The sequence below is a fragment of the Marinobacter sp. F4218 genome (assembly GCF_019443085.1).
In the GTDB taxonomy this organism is placed as follows: Bacteria; Pseudomonadota; Gammaproteobacteria; order Pseudomonadales; family Oleiphilaceae; genus Marinobacter; species Marinobacter albus.
Map to the genome: position 1 here is coordinate 423,502 of NZ_JAHZIL010000004.1, position 25,604 is coordinate 449,105.

The 25,604-nt window shown below is 58.5% G+C and carries 26 protein-coding genes; 8 read left to right on the forward strand and 18 right to left on the reverse strand.

The window, feature by feature from the left end:
* Positions 1 to 22: 22 nt before the first annotated feature.
* The 5 genes from K0B93_RS17250 to rpoE form a co-directional block, all read right to left on the reverse strand.
* Positions 23 to 1,498 carry a DegQ family serine endoprotease gene (locus K0B93_RS17250; protein WP_219868501.1) on the reverse strand — a complete coding sequence of 492 codons (1,476 nt, stop codon included), beginning with the start codon at positions 1,496 to 1,498 and terminating at the stop codon, positions 23 to 25.
* A 91-nt stretch (positions 1,499 to 1,589) separates the two neighbouring features.
* Positions 1,590 to 2,039, reverse strand: a complete 450-nt coding sequence (locus tag K0B93_RS17255; RefSeq protein WP_219868502.1) for a SoxR reducing system RseC family protein — start codon at positions 2,037 to 2,039, stop codon at positions 1,590 to 1,592.
* On the reverse strand, positions 2,036 to 3,073 hold the full coding sequence (locus K0B93_RS17260) for a MucB/RseB C-terminal domain-containing protein (RefSeq protein ID WP_324125713.1): 1,038 nt from the start codon (positions 3,071 to 3,073) through the stop codon (positions 2,036 to 2,038). The genes K0B93_RS17255 and K0B93_RS17260 overlap by 4 nt, the downstream gene beginning before the upstream one ends.
* Positions 3,074 to 3,075: 2 nt before the next feature.
* Entirely contained in the window at positions 3,076 to 3,633 is a 558-nt protein-coding gene (locus K0B93_RS17265; RefSeq protein WP_219868503.1) for a sigma-E factor negative regulatory protein, read from the reverse strand.
* Between the two features lie 15 nt (positions 3,634 to 3,648).
* Positions 3,649 to 4,335 carry an RNA polymerase sigma factor RpoE gene (rpoE, locus tag K0B93_RS17270; RefSeq protein ID WP_219868504.1) on the reverse strand — a complete coding sequence of 229 codons (687 nt, stop codon included), beginning with the start codon at positions 4,333 to 4,335 and terminating at the stop codon, positions 3,649 to 3,651.
* 134 nt (positions 4,336 to 4,469) lie between these two features.
* Here rpoE and nadB point away from each other — a divergent pair, with 134 nt between their 5' ends.
* From nadB to K0B93_RS17295, 5 genes are all read left to right on the forward strand, one after another.
* The gene (gene nadB, locus K0B93_RS17275) at positions 4,470 to 6,074 is read left to right on the forward strand and encodes an L-aspartate oxidase (protein ID WP_219868505.1); all 1,605 of its coding nucleotides are present in this window, start codon (positions 4,470 to 4,472) and stop codon (positions 6,072 to 6,074) included.
* 49 nt (positions 6,075 to 6,123) lie between these two features.
* On the forward strand, positions 6,124 to 6,396 hold the full coding sequence (locus tag K0B93_RS17280) for a succinate dehydrogenase assembly factor 2 (RefSeq protein ID WP_219868506.1): 273 nt from the start codon (positions 6,124 to 6,126) through the stop codon (positions 6,394 to 6,396).
* Positions 6,380 to 6,862 carry a hypothetical protein gene (locus K0B93_RS17285; RefSeq protein WP_219868507.1) on the forward strand — a complete coding sequence of 161 codons (483 nt, stop codon included), beginning with the start codon at positions 6,380 to 6,382 and terminating at the stop codon, positions 6,860 to 6,862. Before K0B93_RS17280 ends, K0B93_RS17285 begins: the two co-directional genes overlap by 17 nt.
* A gap of 3 nt (positions 6,863 to 6,865) precedes the next feature.
* The gene (locus K0B93_RS17290; RefSeq protein ID WP_228743578.1) at positions 6,866 to 7,879 is read left to right on the forward strand and encodes a YgfZ/GcvT domain-containing protein; all 1,014 of its coding nucleotides are present in this window, start codon (positions 6,866 to 6,868) and stop codon (positions 7,877 to 7,879) included.
* A 117-nt stretch (positions 7,880 to 7,996) separates the two neighbouring features.
* Entirely contained in the window at positions 7,997 to 8,830 is an 834-nt protein-coding gene (locus K0B93_RS17295) for an HDOD domain-containing protein (RefSeq protein ID WP_219868508.1), read from the forward strand.
* Positions 8,831 to 8,833: 3 nt separating this feature from the next.
* Here K0B93_RS17295 and ung read toward each other — a convergent pair whose 3' ends face one another.
* The 13 genes from ung to ffh form a co-directional block, all read right to left on the reverse strand.
* On the reverse strand, positions 8,834 to 9,565 hold the full coding sequence (gene ung / locus K0B93_RS17300; protein WP_219868509.1) for a uracil-DNA glycosylase: 732 nt from the start codon (positions 9,563 to 9,565) through the stop codon (positions 8,834 to 8,836).
* 3 nt (positions 9,566 to 9,568) lie between these two features.
* Positions 9,569 to 11,110, reverse strand: coding sequence for a lysine--tRNA ligase (lysS, locus tag K0B93_RS17305; RefSeq protein ID WP_219868510.1), 1,542 nt, complete (start codon positions 11,108 to 11,110; stop codon positions 9,569 to 9,571).
* A gap of 52 nt (positions 11,111 to 11,162) precedes the next feature.
* Positions 11,163 to 12,258, reverse strand: a protein-coding gene (prfB, locus tag K0B93_RS17310) for a peptide chain release factor 2 (protein ID WP_219868511.1) whose coding sequence is annotated in 2 segments (ribosomal slippage) — positions 11,163 to 12,185 and positions 12,187 to 12,258 — 1,095 coding nt in all. Because the reading frame shifts where the segments join, the coding sequence is not laid out codon by codon here.
* Positions 12,259 to 12,397: 139 nt separating this feature from the next.
* Positions 12,398 to 14,131, reverse strand: coding sequence for a single-stranded-DNA-specific exonuclease RecJ (gene recJ, locus K0B93_RS17315; RefSeq protein WP_219868512.1), 1,734 nt, complete (start codon positions 14,129 to 14,131; stop codon positions 12,398 to 12,400).
* 6 nt (positions 14,132 to 14,137) lie between these two features.
* Complete coding sequence (gene thrC, locus K0B93_RS17320; RefSeq protein WP_219868513.1) at positions 14,138 to 15,538, reverse strand: threonine synthase; 1,401 nt, start codon at positions 15,536 to 15,538, stop codon at positions 14,138 to 14,140.
* A gap of 11 nt (positions 15,539 to 15,549) precedes the next feature.
* Complete coding sequence (locus tag K0B93_RS17325) at positions 15,550 to 16,851, reverse strand: homoserine dehydrogenase (protein ID WP_219868514.1); 1,302 nt, start codon at positions 16,849 to 16,851, stop codon at positions 15,550 to 15,552.
* A gap of 148 nt (positions 16,852 to 16,999) precedes the next feature.
* Positions 17,000 to 17,746 carry a DsbC family protein gene (locus K0B93_RS17330; RefSeq protein ID WP_219868515.1) on the reverse strand — a complete coding sequence of 249 codons (747 nt, stop codon included), beginning with the start codon at positions 17,744 to 17,746 and terminating at the stop codon, positions 17,000 to 17,002.
* A 123-nt stretch (positions 17,747 to 17,869) separates the two neighbouring features.
* Positions 17,870 to 18,751: a site-specific tyrosine recombinase XerD gene (gene xerD, locus K0B93_RS17335; protein WP_219868682.1), complete on the reverse strand. Its 882-nt coding sequence runs from the start codon at positions 18,749 to 18,751 to the stop codon at positions 17,870 to 17,872.
* 135 nt (positions 18,752 to 18,886) lie between these two features.
* Positions 18,887 to 19,243: a 50S ribosomal protein L19 gene (gene rplS, locus K0B93_RS17340; protein ID WP_070969457.1), complete on the reverse strand. Its 357-nt coding sequence runs from the start codon at positions 19,241 to 19,243 to the stop codon at positions 18,887 to 18,889.
* A 25-nt stretch (positions 19,244 to 19,268) separates the two neighbouring features.
* The gene (trmD, locus tag K0B93_RS17345) at positions 19,269 to 20,027 is read right to left on the reverse strand and encodes a tRNA (guanosine(37)-N1)-methyltransferase TrmD (RefSeq protein WP_219868516.1); all 759 of its coding nucleotides are present in this window, start codon (positions 20,025 to 20,027) and stop codon (positions 19,269 to 19,271) included.
* A gap of 3 nt (positions 20,028 to 20,030) precedes the next feature.
* A complete protein-coding gene (gene rimM, locus K0B93_RS17350; protein WP_219868517.1) occupies positions 20,031 to 20,558 on the reverse strand; it encodes a ribosome maturation factor RimM in 528 nt (175 codons plus the stop codon).
* A 27-nt stretch (positions 20,559 to 20,585) separates the two neighbouring features.
* Entirely contained in the window at positions 20,586 to 20,825 is a 240-nt protein-coding gene (gene rpsP / locus K0B93_RS17355; protein ID WP_219868518.1) for a 30S ribosomal protein S16, read from the reverse strand.
* Between the two features lie 163 nt (positions 20,826 to 20,988).
* Positions 20,989 to 22,377: a signal recognition particle protein gene (gene ffh, locus K0B93_RS17360; protein WP_219868519.1), complete on the reverse strand. Its 1,389-nt coding sequence runs from the start codon at positions 22,375 to 22,377 to the stop codon at positions 20,989 to 20,991.
* 181 nt (positions 22,378 to 22,558) lie between these two features.
* Between ffh and K0B93_RS17365 the strand changes: the two genes are divergently transcribed.
* The 3 genes from K0B93_RS17365 (at position 22,559) to K0B93_RS17375 (ending at position 25,480) form a co-directional block, all read left to right on the forward strand.
* Entirely contained in the window at positions 22,559 to 23,365 is an 807-nt protein-coding gene (locus tag K0B93_RS17365) for a cytochrome C assembly family protein (protein ID WP_219868520.1), read from the forward strand.
* 81 nt (positions 23,366 to 23,446) lie between these two features.
* Positions 23,447 to 24,727 (forward strand): HlyC/CorC family transporter, encoded by a 1,281-nt coding sequence (locus tag K0B93_RS17370; protein ID WP_219868521.1) that lies wholly within the window; start codon positions 23,447 to 23,449, stop codon positions 24,725 to 24,727.
* Between the two features lie 150 nt (positions 24,728 to 24,877).
* Positions 24,878 to 25,480 (forward strand): Yip1 family protein, encoded by a 603-nt coding sequence (locus tag K0B93_RS17375; RefSeq protein ID WP_219868522.1) that lies wholly within the window; start codon positions 24,878 to 24,880, stop codon positions 25,478 to 25,480.
* Positions 25,481 to 25,604: the final 124 nt, after the last annotated feature.

A 25,604-nucleotide genomic window follows, 5' to 3' on the forward strand; every position in this document is an offset into this window, starting at 1 on the left:
GTTTATGACTTGATTGGCCCGATCAGGGCTTCATGACAAGATAAACCGCTCGGCCCTGGCGAACCACCCGGACAGACACCGCACGATCTTTCGGAAGCGACTCCACGACGTCTCTGAACTCTTCGACCGACGCCACCGACTTCCGGTTGATCTCGGTAATCACATCGCGAGGGCGAATACCCGCTTCAAAGGCAGGCCCACGGCTAACGTTGGTAACAACCACACCACCGTCAACTCCCAGGGAATCCGCCAACTCGGCCGGAATGGGCTCAACAATCATCCCCAGAGGGGCCGAAGACGAACTGTCACTCTCAGAGGGCTGAGCCTGCTGCTCGCCGCCCTGCTCCGGCAGCTTGCCAATTTCAACATCCAGCGTCATTTCCTCGCCACCTCGGAGGACGGTCAGACTGGCAGTTTCACCAATGGGTGTTCTGCCCACCATGGGGGGCAAATCGGATGACAGCTGTATCTCCTCACCGTCGTACTCAAGCACGATATCGCCGGACTGAAGGCCCGCTGCCTGCGCCGGTGATCCGTCCATCACCTCCGCAACGAGAGCACCCCGAGGACGCTTCAGGCCGAAAGATTCAGCCAGATCCCGGTTCACTTCCTGAATCAGGACACCAAGCCAGCCGCGGGCAACCATGCCAGTATCCCGGATCTGACGAAACACGTTCATGGCGTCGTCAATCGGGATGGCGAAGGAGACCCCCATGAACCCACCGGAGCGGGTGTAGATCTGGGAGTTGATCCCGACCACGTCACCGTCGAGGTTAAACAGTGGACCGCCGGAATTGCCCGGGTTAATGGCGACATCCGTCTGAATAAACGGCACGTAGTTCTCGGTCGGCAGCGACCGGCCCAGAGCACTGACGATGCCTGCCGTAACGGTGTAGTCAAAGCCGAACGGCGAGCCGATGGCGAATACCCACTCGCCGACTTTCAGATCCCGGGAACGCCCGATCTCCACCACCGGCAGATCATCCCCGTTTTCAATCTTGAGCACCGCCATGTCTGAGCGGGGATCCGTCCCCACCAGTTTGGCTGGCAATTCCCGCCGATCATTCAGTCGAACGATAATTTCGTCTGCACCCTCAACCACGTGGTTGTTGGTGAGCACATAGCCATCGCGGGATACGATAAAGCCCGACCCCATTGAGCGACGCGGCTCGGCGTTGCCTGGAGCCCCACCGAAGGGGGATTGAGGGCCGCGGAAGAAATCCTGGAAGAATTCTGGCAACTGTTCGAGCTGACGCTCACTGAAGGGCGATCCATTTCCGGCGCCACTCGCGGCCTTTGGCGTGCTGGTAGTACTGATATTCACCACGGCACCGGCATTATCCTCCACCAGTTCGGTGAAATCCGGCAGGTTTCTCGCTCCCGCGCCCTGACTCCAGAAAACCGACACCATGACGGACAGCATCAGCAGAGCACCCAGTATTTTCCTTGCCCGCACGGCAGGATCTGGCTGGGCAACCTCTGTCAGTATTCTCGGCATGTTATTCCCCCTTGCGTTCGTGTCACTAATCGAAATTTTGAGATGCTGAATGCGATTTTCAACTTACAAAACAGTAGGGTTTGCGTAGAGTTCAGGTACAGGCTTCAGACACGATGCGATTCACCCGAAGTAGCCGTGGTTCAAACTGACCTTCCTTTCGGGCCTGCATCCGACGGCTTAATAGAAAGCCCGACAACAACCCCACCACGGCACCCAGGATGGCCCCGGGATCGGAGCCACCAGACAACTGATGCCCGACAATGCTCGCCAATACCATCAGAAGCAAAGGCAGGGCATACACGATCAACGAAGCCCCCAGCAGTGCCTGTTCGTCAATGCCTATGGTCACCTCGTCGCCGACCTGCGCCCTGACAGTATTCTCGACCAGCACCTGATTGGCGCGACCGCCGGTGGCCGAAGCCAACACCCGCTGGCCGCAGCCGCTGCGCGCGGAACAGCTCTCGCAGGCACTCTGACGAATGGTCTGGACCCATACCCGATCATCCTTCAAGGCGACGACCGTTCCGTTTTCCGTAATCATGACCCACCCGAATGCTGCGCAAGAGCGTCACCGATCTGGACGGATTCGGCAACCTGGCGGGCGGTCTTGGGCGGTATTTCGCCAACCACGGTGACCAGAAAACTGCCACTGCCAGCTTTCAGCTCTCGCATATAGACCGTAGTGGCACCGATTCGGGACGCACCTATGGGCATCCGGACCTTTCCCTGCGGCTCGACGAAGACCGAGAAAGCGGCAACCCCATCGGAAAATGCCACCGCCTGCCCCCGGCCGGATCGGGGTGCCGCGGCGGGAACAAACCCCTCCGGATGCCAGCCAAGATTCCAGCCGTCCATGGACGACCGCTCCACAGGCTCGCCGGAGGCGACATCCTCCAGATTTCGGGTAATCTCACGACCCTCCGTCTGGATTTCAAACTCCCCGTCCGGAATATGGTCCGTGATTTCGAGGCTGGTGAACTGGAAATGTTCAAGCACCTTGCCGCCGGGTTCACCCACATGACTCTTGACCAGCAGACCGGAATTTTGCTCCAGCCAGAGACGGTGACTGTACCGATGCGAATCTTTGGCGGTAAGCGCAATAATCACCACGTCATAACCGGCAATACGGTCCTCGCCCACCAGCTCGGCCTGATACCACCGACTGACGGGCACGAGCTCGTTGGCGAACGCTTCCGCAAACGGCCCTGAGGGAATCACCTGATCCAGCCTGATCCGGCCTCGTTCGGGCAGCACGCACACCACGTTCATGCCCTTTCGAACGATCTCTCCGTCACCACCATCCTGGAGCACCAGACGCTCCTCAACCATGCCGTTATGAAAACGGTGGGCAATGCGCATGGAGTGAACGCGGTCCCCCCGGGCATATACAAACACCCCCCGGTACGTGGTCATATTGAGGGCAGGGCCCATCCGTTCCAGCCACCGGGTTGCCTCGGCATCTTCGGCCGCAACCGGCCGGACCACCAGTAGTATGAAAACGATCATCAGGAGCGATGACAAGGCCGCTTGCCGGGTGCCATTGCCCGATCCAGACGAGGAAATTCGGCCGTACATAATTAGTAACCGCTGCCCGAGGCACTCACCAGCCGCGCATAGCCGACGGAACCCCGGCCAGCCCCCACACTGTTATGCTGGGCATGTTCCAGGAGGTAGCGGCTCATGTGCTCCCACTGCTGCTCATCGAGTCCCTGGAGTGCAATTTCATTGACCGGCTGCGCGGTCGTTTGATCAACCGGCTGCGTGGCTGCAACCGGGGCACCGACTGTGCCATCCACTGATTCCCAGCCGGCACCGGCACCAAAACCGATCAGAAGCGCCATGGTCACCATGGCGACGGCCGGCCATTGCCAGCGAGCCGCAGGCTTCGGATCCGTCACCATGTGGTCACCGGTCTGTCTGGCCCGCCCGTCCAGCACTTCCCGCACCGCCACACTGACATCGACGCCGTCTGCCGGTGAGTGGCTGCTGTGCATCAGCCCACGTACCTGCTGCCAGCGCTGCCACTGCTCGCGCACCTCATCCTGTCCGCCATGGGACAGTAGGCGCCGAACCGCCAGCTCATCGGCCTCGTCGTCCATCATGGCTGAAAGTGTTTCTCTGAGACGATCGTCCATAGGATGCACCCTCAACTACGTCACTGAATTATTAAGCAAAGGCCCGAGGTGCCGGTCAACCGCATCCCGCGCCCTGAAGATCCGGGAGCGCACGGTACCGATCGGGCAGTCAAGTATCCGGGCGATGTCCTCATAACTGAGGCCGTCATACTCCCGCAGCAAAAATGCCGAACGTAACTCCTCCGGCAGTTGCGTAATCGCCTCTGACAGCGCTTTCTGGAGCTCTTCGCGCTGCAGCAGTCGCTCCGGAGAGGCGACGTCCCTGAGGCGACCGCCGTCATCAAAATTTTCAGCCTCGACCACATCGGCACTGCCCTGGGGTCGACGCCCCCGGGATTCCAGGTAGTTCTTGGCGGTATTCACGGCGATCCGGTAGAGCCAGGTATAAAAGGCGCTGTCCCCACGGAACCGGTCCAGGGCCCGGTAGGCTTTGACGAAGGCTTCCTGGGTCAGATCCATCACTTCCTGACTGTCGTAGACGTATCGACTGATAATCGATGCGACCCTGGACTGATACTTGACGACCAGCAAATCAAAAGCCGCACGGTCCCCATTCCGCACCTTGCGTACAAGTTGCAGATCGGTTTGGCTGTCGGAACTTTCACCCTGTCTCTGGTCTTGGTCAGGAGTCATGGACTGTGTGCCGGGCTTCCCTGTTTTAACGGCCAGTTGACCGATCTTCGCTAGGTTTCGATGCGTCATTGTTGCTGTCCGGCGTCCATTCATTGAACGGGTCGAGCTACCCTTTCGGAGGCTTACCCTGTCAGGCCAAATAGACAGCACGTCCAAAGTTTAGTTCAATAGACCTCCACATTATGGCCCGCGATCACGACCCAATGCCACAGTCCTACGAATTCGATGTCCTCATTATCGGCAGTGGTGCTGCCGGCCTTACCGTGGCGCTCAATTTGCCGGAGCACCTGCGCATCTGCGTTCTCAGCAAGGCCGAAATTTCCAGTGGGGCGACGCTTTGGGCCCAGGGAGGTATTGCTGCCGTTCTGGATGACGACGACTCCATTGAGGATCACATCCAGGATACGCTTGCGGCCGGCGCCGGGCTCTGCCATGAGGATGCGGTCCGGTTCACTGTTGAACATGGCCGGGAAAGTATCGACTGGCTCATCAATTCCGGCGTCGACTTCACCAAAGACGAGAACGCCCATTACCACCTGACCCGTGAGGGCGGGCACAGTCACCGCCGCATCATTCATGCCGCCGATGCCACCGGCCATGCGGTATCCACCACGCTCACGGAGCAGGCCCAGGCTCGCCCCAACATTGAGCTAATGTCCAGCCGGGTTGCCATCGACCTGATAACAAACCGCAAGCTGTCGCTACCGGGCAACCGCTGTGTCGGCGCCTACATCCTCAACCTTGAGGACAACCACGTTGAGCTGTTCCGGGCCCGGTTTACGGTGATTGCCACGGGCGGCGCCTCCAAGGCCTATCGCTACACCACCAATCCGGACGGCGCCTCCGGCGACGGGATCGCCATGGCCTGGCGTGCGGGCTGCCGGGTCGCCAACATGGAATTCAATCAGTTCCACCCGACCTGCCTGTATCACCCGCACGCCAAATCGTTCCTGATTACAGAAGCCGTACGCGGTGAAGGCGGACTGCTGAAGCTGCCCGACGGCAGCCGCTTCATGGACCGGTTCGACGAGCGGGCCGAACTGGCACCGCGGGATATCGTGGCTCGAGCCATTGACCATGAAATGAAACGCCTGGGTGCCGACCATCTTTATCTGGACATCAGTCATAAACCGGCTGACTTTATTAAGCACCACTTCCCGACCATCTACGAAAAATGCCTTGGTTTCGGCATCGACATCACCCGGGAACCTCTCCCGGTCGTGCCAGCCGCCCACTACACCTGTGGCGGAATCATCACCGACGAACGCGCCCGCTCAGACATCAACGGCCTCTATGTGGTCGGCGAGGCCGGTTTTACCGGCTTGCACGGCGCGAACCGGATGGCCAGCAACTCCCTCCTGGAGTGTCTCGTCTATGGCCGTTCCGCCGCCCAGGACATCGCCCGCCGGGAAGCCGATATTCCACCACCGCCGGAAGCACCGGACTGGGATGAAAGCCAGGTGCGGGACTCCGACGAGGACGTGGTCATTTCCCATAACTGGGATGAGTTGCGGCACTTTATGTGGGACTATGTCGGTATTGTCAGGACCACCAAACGACTGCAGCGGGCGAAACACCGCGTCGACCTGCTGTCCCGTGAAATTGGTGAGTTCTACAGCAACTACCGGGTCTCCAACGACCTTCTGGAACTGCGGAATCTGGTGACCGTGTCCGACCTGATTATCTGCTCTGCTCTCCAGCGGAAGGAAAGCCGGGGGCTGCATTACACCCTTGATTACCCGGGCCTGACCGGTGAAGCCAAAGATACTGTACTGGTTCCGACGACCTACCGTACGCTGTCTCCCTGAGCTGCGGTTACTTTTACCATTGACTCACACCACACCAACGGAATCTGCTATGCCCGAACACGCTGCTCCCTCAGACAACTCCGAATTCAATCGACTATGGTGGCATAGCCGCCGCGGCATGCTGGAACTGGATGTCCTGCTGATCCCCTTTGTTGAAGAGGCTTACCGAGACCTGCAAGCCGAAGACAAGGCGCGTTACCAGAAGCTGCTAAGCTGCGAAGACACCGACATGTTCGAGTGGTTCATGCAACGCAGCCGGCCCGAAGATCCCGATCTCCAGCGCATGGTTGATATGATTCTGAATCGTGTCCAGCCGGATTGAACTGACCCTCATTCCATCCGTTGCCACCGGCCTGTTGGCGATCGCCCCCTGGCTGGTCCTGCTTGGCTTCCTGGTAGCCGCGGCGTACGGGGACAAACCGTGGCTGCTGGCTGGCCTGCCAATAATGCTGGCGGGTGCCGCCGTTCAATACCGGCGCGCCGGTCGGCTCAGAGGCCGCTCAGCCGTCAACGCACTGATCGTTGAACATGGTCAGCTGAGCGCCCGACTTGGCGACGGCCGACAAATTTCCGTAAAGGCAGCCAGAACGAGCCGGCTTGGCGCTCGCCTCGCCCTCTTGAAACTCCACCCCTGCGACACCACAGTCAAAGCGTATTCTGCCATTCTTCTGGCCAACACAGCCTGCCTTAAAGGCAACGTGCCGGAAGACGAATTTCGTCGCCTCAGGATGTGGCTTAGACTGGGACAGCCCCAATCAACATCCCGGCGACGCCCTGATCAGGAGTAATGCATGACCGACCCAGTCACACCAGTCTCCGGCGCTACATCCTCGGTTCTCACGACTGCCGCAGCCCCCTTGCCCGAGGCCGGCTGGTCTAAGCTAAGCAACCGCATGCTTGTGCGCGTCAGCGGCCCCGGTACCGACAAGTTCCTGCAGGGCCAGTTCAGCCAGCACCTCGATGAGGTTGTCGCAGGATACTCACCCCGGGCCGCAGCGGCCACACCCAAGGGGCGCGCCTACTGCCTGACCCGTTTGGTACGGGATGGTGCCGACATTGTGATGGATCTGGACACGGCACTGGCAGAGTCGACCCTTGCGCACTTGCGCAAGTATCTGATGTTGTTTCGGGGCACCTCCGCAGACCTCATCGCAGACGGTTGCATCTTTGGTCTGCTTGGCGACTCAGACGCGCAAAAGTTGGCGGGGGAGGCGGTTTCAGACCTGAAACGCCCGGGCGATTCGCTGGCACTCGACCACGGTTTCCTGATTCGTGTGGAACCCACCGCCGAGGGCCTGCCCCGGTTCGAATTCTGGCAAACCGACGATTCCACGACGGGCCTGGACACCCGAGATGAGCGCAGTCTGACCGACTGGCAGGCATCAGAGATTGCTGCCGGTATCGCTGCGCTGACAGAACAGACCAAAGAGGCTTTCGTACCCCAGATGCTGAACTGGCAGCATGTCGGTGGCGTGCACTTCAAGAAAGGCTGTTACACCGGCCAGGAAATCATCGCCCGCATGCATTTTCTGGGTCAGCTCAAGAAGAGCCTGTATCGCTTCCGGCTCGAAACGACCGTGCCCCCCGAACCCGGCAAATCCATCCTCGCCGGTGAACGGTCGGTCGGCAGCGTGGTCAATTCCGTGGCGTTGCAGAACGGCACCTGCGAGCTGCTGGCAGTGGTCAGGCATGACGCGGCGGACGATGAGCTGACGGTCGACGGACTGGACGGCCGGATGCTGGTCCAGCTACCCCTCCCCTACGCCGTGCCCGAGAGGGAAAAAAGCCCACAGACAGATACATAAGTTGACAGGCAAATCGATCGTAATTTGCTATAAAGTAACTCACTTATATGATTTTTATGGTTGCTGGCGACCGCTGTACGCCGGCACCAAATCCTGTCAATCGGACTGTTGCTGACCATGTCGAATATCGTCGAAACCATAAAAACTGATCTGATCACCGCCATCGAAAATGACAAACTCGTCCTCCCGACACTGCCGGAGGTGGCCCTGCAGGTCAGGGAAATCGCCGAGTCGGAAGACTCCGCAATTGCCGATCTGGTCAAGGTGATCAGCAACGACACCGCGCTCTCGGCTCGCATCATCCGGGTCTGCAACAGCCCGCTTTTTCGGGGCAGTCGCGCCATCGAGAACCTGAACATGGCGTTAAGCCGTCTGGGCATGGCGTACACCAGCAACCTCGCGATGGGCCTCGCGATGGAACAGATGTTCCAGGCCACGTCTGACATGGTCGACAAGCGTCTGCGGGCCACTTGGCAGACCAGCACTGAAGTGGCCGGCGTCTGTCATGTACTGGCTCAGCATTACACCAAGCTGAAGCCGGAGCAGGCGACACTGGCGGGCCTGGTGCACCAGATCGGTGTCTTGCCGATCCTGCGTTACGTCGAGGATCAGGATATCCAGATCAGCAGCATCATGCTTGATAACGTGATTGATGAGCTCCATCCCCGACTGGGTGTGGCGATCCTGAAAAAGTGGGATTTCCCTAAAGAACTGCAGAACGTGCCCCTGGACTATGCGAAGTTCCAGCGACAAGCGCCAGCCGCCGATTACGCGGACCTGGTGATGGTTGCTAACCTGCAGTTGGTTGCCGGCAGCGGCCACCCATGGAACGAGATCGACTGGAACAGTATCTCCGCATTCGACCGCCTGGGGCTCGATCCCAACATCGACATGAGCGAGGAAGAAGACCTGAATGCCGAGATGGAAGCGGCAATGGCGCTGCTTCAATAAGACCTACTTCTGGTAGCGGGCAATCAGCTCGGCTTTCGAGGGCAGCGTCCAGTCAATGGATGGCTGCCCTTTTTGTCGCAACCAGTCGTTAGCGCGGGAAAAGTGCCTGCAGCCAAAGAATCCGCGATATGCACTGAGTGGTGAAGGGTGTGGGCCCTCCAACACCAGATGCTGGTTGCGGTCTATGTGCCGGCCTTTCTTTCTTGCGTAGCTGCCCCAAAGCAGGAAAACCACACCTTCCCTTTCCCGGTTGATGGTTTCAATTACCTTGTCGGTGAAGGTTTCCCAGCCCTTGCCCTGGTGCGCACCTGCCTGCCCCTGAACCACCGTAAGTACGCTGTTAAGCAACAGCACACCGTCTTCGGCCCAGGGCTGTAAGCAGCCGTGATCGGGGGCTTCGATATTCAGATCGCTCTGGATTTCCTTGAAGATGTTGACCAGTGACGGCGGTGGCGTAACGTCCGGCCTGACGGAAAAGCACAAGCCATGGGCCTGCCCGGGGCCATGATAGGGGTCCTGCCCGAGAATCACTACGGAAACCTTATCCAGGGGCGTGCTGTTCAGCGCATTGAAGCAATGCTGGCTGGCGGGAAACAGGACCTTCCCGGCCTGCTCCTCTTCGGCAAGGAATTCCGCGAGCGCCCGCATGTAGGGCTGACGGAATTCGTTGCCGAGATGATCGGACCAGCCCCGGTCAGGCCTGAGCTGGCTAGCCAGTACCTCAGCCGGGTGCATGGTCTACGCCTCGTCGCCTGCGTCGTGGTGGTCGGAACGGTGCTCCGGGCGCATGTGCGGGAACAGGATCACGTCACGAATAGACGGGGAATCGGTCAGCAGCATGGCCAGACGATCGATGCCGATGCCTTCGCCGGCGGTCGGCGGAAGGCCATACTCCAGCGCCATTACGTAGTCCTCGTCATAGAACATGGCCTCGTCATCGCCGGCATCCTTTTCAGCTACCTGGGCCCGGAAGCGCTCAGCCTGATCCTCGGCATCATTCAGCTCCGAGAAGCCGTTGGCAAGCTCGCGGCCACCCACGAAGAACTCGAATCGTTCCGTCACGAACGGATCGTTGTCCTTGCACCGGGCCAGCGGAGAAACCTCCTTGGGATAATCGGTGATGAAAGTGGGCTGGATCAGCAAGTGTTCCGCCGTCGCTTCGAAAATTTCGATCTGCACCTTGCCCAGGCCCCACGTATCCTTGAGCTGAATGCCAAGATGGGCGGCAACGCGACGGGCACTGGCTTCATCACCGAGCTGACCGGCCTGGATGTCGGGGTTGTGTTCAAGGATGGCCTCAACGACCGTCATGCGCCGGAACGGCTTACCGAAATCGTATTCGACGGTTTCCTGCTCGCCGTTGGAGAGCTCCCGGGTGTTCACCACGGTCGTGGTGCCCAACACCTCCCGGGTGACCTGGCGCAACATATCCTCGGTCAGATCCATCAGGTCGTTGTAGTCGGCGTAGGCCTGGTAGAACTCGACCATGGTGAATTCCGGATTGTGCCGGGTCGAGAGACCTTCATTCCGGAAGTTGCGGTTGATCTCGAACACCCGCTCGAAACCGCCAACCACCAATCGCTTGAGAAAAAGCTCGGGGGCAATGCGCAGATACATGTCGATGCCCAGCGCGTTGTGATGCGTAGCGAACGGACGCGCCGTTGCACCACCCGGGATCACCTGCAGCATCGGCGTTTCGACTTCCATGAAGCCGCGGGCATTGAAATAATTCCGCATGCTGCTGATCAGGCGGGTGCGGGCCATGAACACCTTGCGGGTATCTTCATTCACCATCAAATCGACGTAGCGATGACGGTAACGGGCCTCCATGTCGGTCAGCCCCTTATGCTTCTCCGGCAAAGGACGCAGCGACTTGGTCAGGAGCACGTACTCATCCATGGTTACGTACAGGTCGCCCTTGCCCGACTTGGTCAGCGTGCCGCGAACACCCACGATATCGCCCAGATCCCAGTGCTTGGTGTCCTTCTGGACATGCTTGGTGGCGTAGATCTGGATCCGCCCGGTCATATCCTGAACAACCTTGAACGCCTTGCGGTCGAGCATCATGCGGCCGGCGATGGCCACCTTGATGTCCAGCTTTTCCAGCTCTTCCTTGCTCTTCTCACCGTATTTTTCCTGCAGTTCAGCAGCAGTGCTGTCACGGCGGAAATCATTCGGGAAAGGATTGCCTTCGGTGCGCAGCTCGGCCAGCTTGGCACGGCGCTCGGCAATCAGCTTGTTGTCCTCGTGCTGGGTGGCGCTGTGGGTTTGTTCAGTCATGTTGGCTCACTAAAGATCGGGAATTATCCGGGTTTTGGTTTGATGGCGCGGGTTACAGCGCCATCTTCAGACTGGCTTCGATGAACTTGTCGATATCACCATCCAGTACCGACTGGGTATTGCTGGTTTCGACCTTGGTGCGCAGATCCTTGATACGGCTGTCATCGAGCACGTAGGAGCGGATCTGGCTGCCCCAGCCGATGTCGGCCTTGGCGTCCTCGGCCTTCTGCTTCTCGGCATTACGCTCCTGCATCTCGCGCTCGAACAGCTTAGCCTTCAGCTGCTTCATCGCCTGGTCTTTGTTCTGATGCTGGCTTCGGCCGGCCTGACAGGCAACCACGATACCGGTCGGGTTGTGGGTCAGACGAACGGCCGACTCGGTGCGGTTGACGTGCTGACCACCGGCGCCGGAGGCGCGATACACATCGACGCGCAGGTCGGCAGGGTTGATTTCAATCTCGAAGCTGTCATCCACCTCCGGAGACACGAAGACAGATGAGAACGAGGTATGGCGACGGTTGCCGGAATCGAACGGCGACTTCCGGACCAGGCGGTGAACACCGGTCTCAGTGCGCAACCAGCCGTAGGCGTAATCACCCTGAATGTGGATAGTGGCGCTCTTGATACCCGCCACATCACCTTCCTGCAGTTCGACGATCTCAGCCTTGAAACCACGACGCTCGGCCCAGCGCAGGTACATGCGAAGCAGCATGTTCGCCCAGTCCTGGGCCTCGGTGCCACCGGAACCGGCCTGGATATCCAGGTAGGCATTGTTGGCATCCATTTCACCGGAGAACATCCGGCGGAACTCGAGCTTCTCAAGCTCCTTGTCGAGACCGTCAAGATCCGCCTCGATCTCGGCCACCGTTGCCTCGTCGTCTTCCTCAACCGCCATGTCCAGCAGACTCTCGGCGTCGCCCAGACCACTGGTGAGGTTGTCGATGGTTTTGACGATCAGTTCCAGATCCGCCCGTTCCTTGCCCAACCCCTGGGCCCGCTCGGGATCTTCCCAGACCGTGGGCAATTCCAGTTCACGCTCTACCTCGACCAGACGTTCACTGCGCTGGTCGTAGTCAAAGATACCCCCTGAGCGCTTCAGTACGCTCACGAAGCTCTTTAATCTTCGTCACAATGGGATTAATTTCCATGAAACCCTTACTCGCTCTAGAAAATGGTGAGTAAAACAGTGGCGGGATTCTACCGGAATTCTGTACTTAAATCAGCCGGGGAAACCGTAACGCCAATCACGGCAGTGGGGCCTGCAGCCATTCTCATGCAGCTCGGTGGCTAGTTCAAAGGCTCGAGATAATCCACCAGGAGCTGTAGATTGGTGCGGCCCCGAAACGTATTGGCATCCGGCTTGTACACGACCCGGGCCCCCGTGCGGGTATAGTCTGGCACTTCCGGACCGGTATTGAAGGCGATGCCATCGATGATGCCACCACCCTCCAACGGCTGCAGCACCAGTTTCAAATGGTTGTCCCCCACAATGCGCTGGCTGACCACCCGGAACTCGCCATCAAAGACCGGTTCCGGAAAATGCTGGCCCCAGGGACCCGCGCGTTTCAGCAAAGCGGCGGTATCCAGGCTCAATTCATCGACACTCAGAGGACCGTCGGTGGTGATGGCGGCCTCCAGGTCTTCGGCCCTCAGGGTGTCCCGAACCGCCTTATCGAAGGCCTCGGAAAACCCGTCAAGGTCCTCCCGCGCCAAGGTCATGCCAGCGGCCATGGCGTGACCGCCATACTTCTTCATCATGCCAGGGTGCCTGGCGTCTACAGCCGCCAGCACGTCACGAATGTGCAGGCCCGGTATTGACCGCGCAGACCCCTTGATGTCCTGACCGTTCTCGTCATTGGCGAAGGCAATGGTTGGACGGTGGGTCTGCTCCCGAATTCGGGCAGCCAGGATCCCAATAACCCCCTGATGCCACTCCGGGTCAAACAGTGCAAGCCCCCAGGGCAGCCCCTCCAGGTCAAGGGACATGGACGCCAGCAAATCCTGGGCCTGGGCCTTCATGCCCTTTTCGATGGTTCGGCGTTCCCGGTTGAAGCTGTCCAGCTCCTGCGCGAGGCGACGGGCTTCGTCCTCACTGTCGGCCAGCAGGCAGGCGATGCCGACACTCATGTCATCGAGGCGTCCGGCGGCATTCAGCCGGGGCCCCACCACAAAACCGAGATCGGTTGAACTGATGGCGGCGTGGTCGCGACCGGCCACCTCGAGCAACGCCAGGATGCCGGGGCGCGCCTCGCCCTTGCGTATACGGCGCAATCCCTGCTCCACGAAGATTCGGTTGTTATGATCCAGAGGCACAACGTCCGCCACGGTACCAAGTGCCACAAGATCCAGAAGTACGCCGAGGTTGGGCTCGGGCTGGGCCAGGCGCCCGGTTTCGCGAAGGTGTTTGCGCAGCCCGGTGAGCACGTAGAACATAACGCCGACACCGGCCGCATTTTTGCTCAGGAAGGGACATCCGGGCTGATTGGGGTTCACAATGGCATCCGCATCCGGCAGCGTTTCTCCCGCCAGGTGGTGATCGGTAACAATCACCTTCATGCCCCTTTCCCGGGCGGCTTTGACACCGTCGATGGCGGAAATCCCATTATCGACGGTGACCAACAAATCCGGCAGCTCACCCTCGTCTGCAAGCCGCTCAATGATCCCCGGAGTCAGGCCGTAGCCATCGGCAAACCGGCTTGGAACCCGGAAATCGAGCCCCTGAAGCCCGAGCATCGACAGACCAAGCATGGCCACCGCCGTGCTGGTGGCGCCATCGGCATCGAAATCGCCAAGAATGAGGACCCGCTGCTGTCGATCAATGGCCTCGGCCAACAGGGCAACGGCGCGACCAATACCGCGAAGCTGCATCGGTGAGGCAAGCGACTTGAGGGTGTAGCTCAGTTGCTCATCGGAGGTAACCCCTCGAGCAGCATAGAGGCGACGAAGCAGTGGCGGGAGCTGTTGCCCCCAGGCGGACGTATTATCCGGATGGGGGCGGCGCAGGATCTTTTTCAGCGTCATACCGGATCAGGCATTTTTCCAGTGCCTGGCTATGAACTCCTGAACACCGGCAATATTGTTGTCCAAAACGGTGTAGCGCTCTTCCCGCTCAAACAGGTCCGCCATGTGGGCGGGCAACTGAGGCTTCACCGTCACTCCGGATTCGGCCACGGCATCCGGGAACTTCGCCGGGTGAGCGGTACCCAGGGTGATCATCGGTACTGAACGGTCACGCCGGCAGTTACGAGCCGCGCGCACGCCAATGGCTGTGTGCGGGTCGAGCAGGTATTCGTTCTGCTCATGAATTTCACGGATGATGTCGCAGGTCGACTTGTCATCAACCGCGTCACTGTCGAACAGCTTGCGCGCGTGACGCCAGCGGTAATCCTCAATGCTCACAGGGCCCTTGGCAGCGTTTTCCAGCAGGGTTTTCACCGCCTGACCATCACGACCGTGCAGGTCAAAAAGCAGACGCTCGAAGTTGCTGGATACCATGATATCCATGCTTGGCGACAGGGTATGCTCCAGCTTGTGCTGCTCGTATTTGTTGCCACTCATGAACCGGTGAAGGATGTCATTGCGATTGGTGGCAATAACCAGCTGGGATATCGGCAGCCCCATCTTTTTGGCCAGATAACCGGCAAAAATGTCACCAAAATTGCCGGTTGGAACCGAAAACGCCATGCTTCGATCAGGGCCACCGAGCGCCAGGGAAGCCTGGAAGTAATAAACGATCTGGGCCATGATCCGCGCCCAGTTGATGGAGTTCACCGCTGCCAGTTGGGTTTTACCACCCAGGAAGCCCTGGTTACCAAAGCTTTCCTTAACCATGCGCTGACAATCATCGAAATTGCCCCGTACCGCGATGTTATGGATGTTGTCGCCTTTGACCGTGGTCATCTGCCGGCGCTGTACTTCCGAGACACGCTCATAGGGATGCAGGATAAAGATATCCACGTGCTCACACCGGCGACAGCCCTCGATCGCTGCCGACCCAGTGTCACCTGAGGTGGCGCCCATGATCACAACGTGTTGCTTGCGCTTTTCCAGCACGTAATCCAGCAAACGGCCCAACAGCTGCAGGGCAAAATCCTTGAACGCCAGGGTCGGCCCACGGAACAGTTCCATCACCCACTCGTTGCTGTCCAGTTGAACCAGCGGGGCCACCGCCTTGTGACTGAACACGGAATAGGTTTCGTCCAGCATCTTGCGGAAATCGTCGGCCGGGATGGCATCATCCACGAACGGATGCATCACGTTAAATGCGAGCTCGCTGTAGGATAGTCCACGCCAGCTGCGAATTTCCTCGAGACTGAAGTGCGGGAGCGATTCCGGCACATAAAGCCCGCCGTCGGTGGCCAGACCGGTCAGCAGAACATCCTCAAAGCCCAGTGCGGGCGCTTCCCCCCGCGTACTGATATATCTCACAAGCGTACCTGTTAGTTAAAGTTTTCAGCGCGGATGCGAACGACCTGACCATCGGTATCGGTCAGGGCTTCCAGCTCTTCGATGGCACGATTGACCTGCCGCTCCTGGACCGTGTGGGTCAGGATAATGACCGGGATACGGCCATCCTGCAGCTCGGATTCCTTCTGCATGATCGACTCGATGTTGATGCCATGTTCGCTGAGAATAGAAGCAATCTTCGCCAGCACGCCCGGGCGGTCCAGAGCGGTGATTCGCAGATAGTAGGCGGACTGGACATCCTCCATGGACAGTACATCAAGGTCCTCCATAGCCTCTGGCTCGAACCCGAGGTAGGGCACCCGCTGCTGGCTGCCGGTGGAAACGGAGCGGGCAACGTCAACAATATCGGCAATGACAGCGGAGGCTGTCGCCTCATCACCCGCACCCGGCCCGTAATACATGGTTTGACCGACGGCATCGCCGTCCACCAGCACCGCATTCAGCACGCCGTCCACCTGGGCAATCAGATGGCTCTGGGGCACCAGGGTCGGGTGAACCCTGAGCTCGATACCGTCATCGCGGCGACGGGCAATGCCCAAGTGTTTGATGCGATAGCCCAGCAGCTCGGCGTGAGCGATGTCATAGGGCGTGATTTTCGAAATGCCCTCGGTGAAGCCTTTTTCAAACTGCAAGGGCACACCAAAACCGGCGGAGGCCAGGATGGTCAGCTTGTGGGCCGCGTCGATGCCCTCGACGTCAAACGTTGGATCGGCTTCGGCGTACCCGAGGTCCTGGGCTTCCTTCAACACCTCGGAAAATTCACGCCCGGCACGCATTTCGGTCAGGATGTAGTTGCCGGTGCCATTGATGATGCCGGCAATCCAGTCGATGCGGTTCGCCGCCATCCCCTCCCGGATCGCCTTCATGACGGGGATACCGCCCGCCACACCGGCCTCGTAGGCAACGACCACACCGGCCTTCTCGGCGGCGTCAAAAATCTCGTTGCCGTGCACCGCAATCAGGGCCTTGTTGGCGGTAACAACGTGTTTGCCATTCCTGATCGCCGCCAGCACCAGTTCTTTTGCGGTTTCGTAACCACCGATCAACTCCACAACAACGTCCACGGCGGGGTCGTTTACCACGTCAAAAATGTCGGTGGAAAACGGTACATCCCCGAGATCCATATCGGTCCGGGGACGACGGCTGGCGATCCTGGTAATTCGGATGTTGCAACCGGCCCGGCCTGCAATGAGCTTTGCATTCCGGGTCAAGACATTGAACGTACCGCCGCCAACGGTACCCAGTCCGCAGATTCCGACACTGACGTCTTTCAAACTCTCACCTCTGAACCCGTAAGGGGTGCTGATGAATTACAATTAGGGAGGCATAGTATACCGATTCAGGTGCCCGTGAATAAGCCCTGAACCGGAAGGATGTGAAATCCGTGAGAGGCCCCGCACAGGAGCCCGACCCTCAAGACGGTCAGAGCAGGCCGAGGCCCTTGGCAAGGTTATCGGCGGGAACATAGCCACGGACCATATTGCCGTCCTCCAACACGATCGCGGGAGTTCCGGTCACACCGATTCGGCCACCCAACTGGTACTGCTCGAGCACGGGATTTTCACAGCTGGCCGACTCCACCGGGCGACCGGCCTTGGCTGCATCCATCGCTGCCTGCTGATCCTCTGCGCACCAGACCGACACATATTTAGCGAACGATGGCGTGCCCGGACCGGAACGTGGGAAGGCGTAATAGTTGACCGTAATGCCATAGGAATTGAGTTGCGGCACTTCAGCGTGAAGTTTTCGGCAATAGGGGCAGTCAATGTCGGTAAACACATCAATAACGGCCTTTTCCTTGCCGTCTGCCGGGAAGCGGATCACGCCATCGTCACCAAACTCCGCCATAACCTGTTCCCGCTGCCCGGCCCGGGCCTCTTCGGTCACATTGGCGATGCCGTTGCTGGTGATCTTCAGCAGATCCCCGGTCAACAGGTACTGTCCGTCTGCCGTTGTATAAATCGTATCGCCGTTATTGCTCTGCACTTCGTACAGACCCTCGGCTTCGGATTTCCGCACGGACTGAATCTTGAGCCCGGGCACGGCCGTAGCCAGACGCTTGGCGATCCCATCTTCAACCTCGCCGGCGGTGGCCGGCAATGCGATCACAGCGCCAGCCATCAGGCCAACCGCCATTGCAACTTTCTTCACGCTTTCTCTGGCAGACATAGTTACATCCAGTCAGGTAATTTTGGACCCCCGCCCAAACAGGCCGGGCCATGGGAATACGATACTGCGACACAGGGCTGCCGCAAAAGTTCAAACCCGGTACCTTACCCAAAAACCCCGACCTCAGCCACGGGGATGATGCGACTGATGCAAAGATTGCAGGCGCTGGCGCGCGACGTGGGTGTAGATTTGCGTGGTTGAAAGATCGGAATGCCCCAGCAGCATCTGAACCACTCGCAGGTCAGCCCCATTATTAAGCAGATGGGTTGCGAACGCATGACGCAGGGTATGAGGCGAAAGGTGCTTGCGGATGCCAACTCGGGACGCGTAATGCTTGATGCGATGCCAGAAGGTCTGCCGGGTCATTGCGGCGGGCCGGTTTCCCGGGAAAAGGGCGTCACAGGAGTGCCCCTTGAGGAGCTCGGCGCGAGCTTCCTTCATATACCTCACCAGCCAGTCGACCGCCTCCTCCCCCAGTGGCACCAGACGCTCCTTGTCCCCCTTACCGGTTATGCGAATCACGCCCTGACGCAGGTTGACCTGGTCAACACGCAAACAGGTGAGCTCGGTAACTCGCAGGCCGCAACCGTACAGGATTTCCAGCATCGCCTTGTCCCTGAGCTCAATGGGCACTTCCGGGTCCGGCTCGGCCAGAAGGGAATCCACCTCCTCTTCCGTCAGCGAATCCGGCAACCGTCGCGGCAGACGCGGGCTGTCAATTCGCAGTGTCGGGTCCTCGGCAATCAGGCCCTCGCGCAGGAGAAACCGGAAAAACCGACGCATCCCCGACAAACGCCGCGCGGCGGTGGACGCTTTCACACCCTCTGCCAGCCCTCTGGACATCCATGCCAGCAGGTCGGTTCTGCGAGCCGCCTGCAGCAAGGGCTGCCCTGGCTGCTCTTCAAGCCAGGATGCCAGACGCGCCAGATCGCTGCGGTACGCCTGGCGCGTTTTTTCCCCCAACCCGTCCTCAAGCCAGATGGCGTCGGTAAAACGGGTGATCATGGCCTCATCTTCCGGTCTCACATCACCACTCTCATGCTTTCACCCTGAAACGAGCATGCCTCACCCGGGGAACAGACACAAAAAAGGCAGCCCGAGGCTGCCTTTTTATAAGCGCGCTGTTCAGCGAATAGCTGATCAGCCCAGCTTCTCCTTGATACGAGCTGCCTTACCAGACAGGTCGCGCAGGTAGTAAAGCTTGGCCTGACGCACGTCACCGCGACGCTTCACACTGACGCTGTCGATCAGCTTGGAGAAGGTCTGGAAGGTACGCTCGACGCCCACACCGTAGGAAATCTTACGTACGGTGAAGGAAGAGTTCATGCCACGGTTACGCTTGCCGATGACAACACCCTCGAACGCCTGCAGACGCTCACGGTTACCCTCGGTTACGCGAACCTGAACGACCACGGTGTCGCCCGGCGCAAACGCAGGGGTTTCCTTGGTCATCTGTTCTGCTTCAAGTTGACTGATGATGTTGTTCTTGCCGCTCATCGTAATGCTCCTGATACCCAATCTTTTAATGCCCTGATGATTCAGAGGCACCCGGTTCGTTCAAAATCTCTTCCAGCAGCTGACGCTCTTCATCCGTAAACACCCGCTGCTCCAGCAGGTCGGGGCGCCGCTCCAGGGTTCGCCTCAGCGACTGTTTCAGTCGCCAACGCCGGATCTGATCATGGTGACCGCCCAATAAAACATCCGGCACCGCCTGACCTTCATAAACCTCGGGCCGGGTATAGTGCGGACAATCCAGCAAACCGTCAGCAAAGGAATCCTGCTCTGCCGACTGCGCATGACCCAGCGCTCCGGGGATGAGGCGTGTAACCGCATCAATGACGGCCATGGCCGCCAACTCGCCACCGGATAAAACGAAATCACCCAGCGACACTTCCCGATCGACTTCCGTCGATATCAGGCGCTCATCCACACCCTCATATCGGCCTGCAACCAGAATCAACTGTTCCTCCGCCGCAAGCGACTCAACAACAGATTGATTCAGCGCTTCACCCTGAGGCGACAGATACACCACACAGGCCTTGCCGGGCGCTGACTCCCTTGCCGCATGAATGGCGTCCCTGAGAGGCTGAATTTTCATCAGCATCCCTGGACCACCACCATAGGGCCGGTCGTCCACGGTGCGATGACGGTCGTGGGTGAACTCACGGGGATTCCAGCTCCGGAAAGTCAACAGACCCTCCCGAACCGCTCTACCCGTAATACCGTAATCCGTTACCGCACTGAACATCTCCGGGAACAGACTGACTGCGCCAATCCACACCCGTTAAAACTCCGGGTCCCAGTCAACGACCATACGGGCCGCAGCCAGATCCACTTCCCTCACTACCTGATCCGGCAGATAGGGAATCAGTCGTTCTCGCTGATCAATGGAGCCTGCCGAGGCATGCACCACCAGAACATCGTTGGAACCCGTCTCAATCAGGTGATGCACTGTTCCCAGGCATTCACCCTCGACCGTAAAGACATCAAGGCCCTCGAGCTGGAACCAGTAAAACTCCCCTTCCGGGAGGTCCGGCAGCTCATCGGTACCGACTTTGACGTCCGCGCCGCAGTACTTGAGTGCGACATCCCGGTCATCAATACCTTTAAGCCTGACGACGATCCCCTGCCCTTGGCGGCGACCTTCCTCAAGCTTGGCCGGAACACGTTTACCGTCCAGATCCAACGTCCAGTCGCGGTAGTTCAGTATTCCTTCCTTGGGGTCAGTGTAGGAGTAAACCTTGAGCCACCCCTTGACCCCAAATACCGAGGTAATCCGGCCGATCACAGTTTCCTGCGAATTCTGTGTCATGCCATGAACCTCAGCCTCAAGACGTGATTACTCAGCGCCCTTCAGCAGCTGCGCAACGCGCTCGCTGGTCTGTGCACCCTGGCCCAACCAGAAATCCACACGATCACGATCCACGCGCAGACGCTCTTCCTGACCACGGGCGATCGGGTTAAAGAAGCCAACACGCTCAATAAAACGACCGTCGCGAGATTTGCGGCTGTCGGTGACTGTCAGATGGTAGAACGGGCGCTTCTTGGAGCCGCCACGAGCCAAACGGATTATTACCATTTAACCAATATCCTGTTCTGTTGTACGAACTTTGTACGATTCACACCAACCGAACCACGGCTGACGCGAAGACCCATACTCGAAAGGGGCGCTATTCTATGCTAAAAAAGCGCCAAAGAAAACAGGAAAACACGCTGTTTCCCCGTTTTTGGTGTAAGGCATTTTACATACGGCCAAACGGAGGCATACCACCTCCGCCACCACCGGGCGGCATCATACCACCAAGACCGCGCATCATATTCGCCATACCACCCTTTTTGCCAAACTTTTTCATCATCTTCTGCATCTGCTTGTGCTGCTTGAGCAGTCGATTGACGTCCTGGATCTGGGTACCGGACCCACCAGCGATTCGGCGTTTGCGGGAATTATTGATGACATCGGGATAGCGGCGTTCCTTGGGCGTCATGGAACAAATAATTGCCTCCATCTGCCCCATGGACTTGTCGTTGACCTGCTGCTGTGCCATCTGCGCCATTTGGCCCATGCCCGGCAGCTTGTCCATCAGGCCACCAATGCCGCCCATGCTCTTCATCTGCTGGAGCTGATCGCGGAAATCCTCCAGGTCAAAGCTCTTGCCCTTCTTGATTTTCTTGGAGAGCTTCTGGGCCTTCTTCTGATCCAGCTTGCGTTCTGCCTCCTCTATAAGGGAGAGCACATCACCCATACCAAGAATGCGGGACGCCACACGATCCGGGTAGAAAGGCTCGAGCGCATCCGATTTCTCACCGACACCGAGGAACTTGATGGGCTTGCCGGTAATGTGACGGACGGACAGCGCCGCACCGCCTCGGGCATCACCGTCGGTCTTGGTGAGGACCACACCCGTCAGCGGCAGCGCATCATTGAACGCCTTGGCGGTATTGGCCGCATCCTGACCGGTCATGGCATCAACCACGAACAACGTCTCAACCGGATTGACCGCCTTATGCAGCCGCCCGATTTCGCCCATCATCTGTTCATCAATGTGAAGACGACCGGCAGTATCCAGAATGACCACATCGACGTGCTTTTTGCGGGCTGCAGAGATCGCGCCCTCGGCGATGTCCACCGGATCCTGATCTGCGGTGCTGGGGAAAAACTCGACACCCACTTCACCGGCCAGCGTCTCCAACTGCCGGATAGCGGCAGGACGGTAGACGTCGGCACTGACCACCATGACCGACTTTTTCTGGCGCTCTTTAAGGAAACGGGAAAGCTTTGCCACGGTGGTGGTTTTACCCGCACCCTGGAGACCCGCCATCATGATGACCGCTGGTGGCTGCACCGCCAGGTTGAGGGATTCGTTGCCCTCGCCCATCACGCGCTCCAGCTCCTGCTGGACCACTTTCACAAACACTTGCCCCGGTGTCAGACTACGCTGCACTTCCTGACCAACGGCACGCTGGCGAACACCTTCAATGAAATCCTTCACCACCGGCAGGGCGACGTCTGCTTCCAGCAGCGCCATCCGCACTTCGCGCAGCGTGTCCTTGATGTTGTCGTCGGTTAGCCGCGCCTGACCGGAAATCTTGCGCAGGCTACCGGAAAGTCGGTCTTGGAGGTTCTCAAACATGTTGCTATTCCGTACCCCGGATAAATTGAGTGCATGGTCCGCAGAGCCGGCCCCGGCTCCTTGATTCCAGTTGCATAATCGCGACATTATAACCAGACTATCGCCCTGAAACGACCAGCCCGGTCAAATCGGTGTTTCGAGCCACCGATCCCCAGCAAGAACAGTGGTATATAAGGAAGTCATGGGAACGCTGATCCTCGCGGTCACCTCACTTTTTCTGTACAGCGTTGGCACCGCGCTGCAGGCGCTCCATTTCAGAGGCCGAGTCACCAGCAATCTTGCCGTTACCACCCTGATCGGCGTTCTCGCCCTGACCAGCCATGGCCTGCTGATCGCCCAGAGCGTTCATCACGATGGGGGGTTTGATTTCGGCTTCTTCAAGAGTTCGGTTCTGATCTCCTGGCTGATTGTCTTTCTGCTGCTGGGACTGAACCTGAAAAAACCGGTCCAGAACCTGTTTCTCGGCGTCTACCCGCTGGCCGCGCTGACCATCATCCTGGCGCTGGTGACCCACTCCCCCTCGAGACTCGTGTCCGATGACAGCTACGGCATGTTGTCACACATTGCCCTGTCGGTAACAGCCTACAGCCTGTTTACCCTGGCTGCCATCCAGGCCACGCTGCTCTACTTCCAGAATCGCCAGCTCAAACACAATTACAACAGCCTTCTGGTGCGCAACCTGCCACCGCTCCAAACCATGGAGTCCCTGCTGTTCGAGATGGTGTGGGCGGGCGTCGTCATGCTGATTCTGGCAATCGTTACCGGTGCCCTGTTTGTCGAAGACCTTTTTGCCCAGGACCTGGCCCACAAAACCGTGTTTTCCCTGCTGTCGCTGGCGGTGTTTGTCGCGCTGTTGGTCGGCCGCTACACCAAGGGCTGGCGTGGCATTACTGCCAGTCGCTGGACGCTGGCCGGCTGCGTCCTGCTGATGCTGGCATTCTACGGCAGCAAGTTTGTCCTGGAACTGCTGTTTCAGAAGGGCGGCTGACTGACCGGACCGCATAACTTGACACCGGGCTTGGCCACACCCTATTTTCCCTACTCGTCGGTAATATAAGGACTCCTTCTCTTGAACGAAACATCGCTTACCGCGCTGTTTATCCTCCTTGTCGGTCTGATCCTCCTGTCCGGTTTCTTCTCGAGTTCCGAAACCGGAATGATGTCGCTGAACCGGTATCGTCTGAAACATCTCGCCAAAACTGGTCACAAAGGCGCTAAACGGGCACAGAATCTGCTCCAGAGAACAGATCAGCTGATCGGCGTCATTCTGATCGGCAACAACTTCGTCAACATCTTTGCCTCATCGATCGCCACGGTCATCGCCATTGAGATCTGGGGGGACGCAGGCATCGCGATTGCCACCATTCTGTTGACCGTGGTGATCCTGATTTTTGCCGAGGTGACTCCGAAGACTCTGGCCGCCTTGTTCCCCGAGAAAATCGCCTTTCCGGCGAGCTACGTGCTCGGCCCGCTGCTCAAGATCCTTTATCCGATCGTCTGGGCGGTTAACCTCCTCACCGGCGCCATTCTCAAGCTGCTGCGCATCTCGCCCGAGGAGGCAGCCAGTGACCACCTCAGCCGCGAGGAACTGAGGACCCTCGTGAATGAGGCCGGTGCCCTGATTCCGGCAAAACACAAGGACATGCTGGTCAGCATCCTTGATCTGGAGAAGGTCACGGTCAATGACATCATGGTGCCGCGCAACGAAGTGGTCGGCATCGACCTGGAGGACGACACCGACACCATCCTCCGCCAGCTCCGGAGCAGCCAACATACCCGGCTGCCGGTGTTCAAAGGTGACATCAACAGCATCCAGGGCATTCTGCATCTGCGCAGCGCATCAAAACTGCTCCAGCAGGAGGAAATCAACAAGGCGATGATCATGCAGCTGTGCCAGGAACCCTACTTTATTCCCGAAAGCACGCCGCTGAACACGCAGTTGATCAATTTCCAGAAGGGAAAACGCCGGTTCGGTATCGTTGTGGATGAGTATGGCGACGTACTCGGGCTGGCGACGCTCGAAGACATCCTGGAGGAGATTGTCGGCGAATTCACCACCGACTACGCCGCGACCAGTCCCGACATCATCCCCCAGGATGATGGCACCTTCATCATCGATGGCACGGCCGCAGTGCGCACCATCAACAAGACGCTGGGCTGGAAGCTACCGATCGATGGCCCGAAAACCCTGAACGGCCTGATCACCGAGACCTTGGAAAACATCCCCGATACCAACGTGTGCCTCAAGGTGGAGGGGCACAGGGTTGAGGTTCTGCAGATCAAGGACAACGTGGTAAAGGCAGCCATCGTGCACCCCCGGAAACGAAGAAAACGCTCACTCGGCCGCTGAAGCCCCCTCCCTGAAGCTCCGCTATAGTCCCCAAAGTTATAGCGGAGCAGTTTCTAGAAAGATCACAATTTAACCGCTTCCTTGACCCTTATCGAATCGCCACCAACACTCAAACGGTGCGAGACAAAAACAATGATAAGGAGTACATCCATGAGCCTAACCCACAGCTTTGGCCTTCTGACCCACCCGGATCAGGAATGGGAAGCCATTCGCAATGAATCCGAAACGACTACGCGGCTGTACCTTGGCCACATCCTGCTACTTGCCCTGATTCCGGCGGCGGCAGGCTTTTACGGCACCACTCAGGTGGGCTGGCAGATCGGGGACGGCCAGATAACGCGACTGTCGAGCGGGAGTGCATTGCAGCTTTCCGTGCTGTTCTACGCGGCCATGCTGGCTGGAATTTTTGTGCTCGGTAAGTTTATCGATTTTTTCGCGGCAACCTACGATGCCGTGGAGCGAACCCCTAGAGGCGTTGCCCTTGCCGCTTATACAGCCACGCCGGTTTTTCTGATTGGCGTGATCGCGATCTATCCCAACATCTGGGTCAACATGCTTGCGGGGCTGATTGCCATCTCCTACGCTGTCTACCTCCTGTACGAGGGCCTTCCCATCCTGATGAAAATTCCGGAGGAACGTGGTTTCATGTTCGCCTCCGCGGTGCTGACCGTCGGCCTGGTGATGTTCGTCGCGCTGATGGCGATCAGCGTAGTTATTTGGAGCATGGGAGTTGGACCCGTCTATGTGAGCTGAGCTTGAGCTATCGATAGCAAGCCGCTGAAATAGCGAAGGGTGCCCGCACAGGCATCCTTCGTTTTTTTGAAGGCTGTCCCATGTTTGCTTTTATTCATGTTAAGTTTGCTGGAAATGCGGTAAA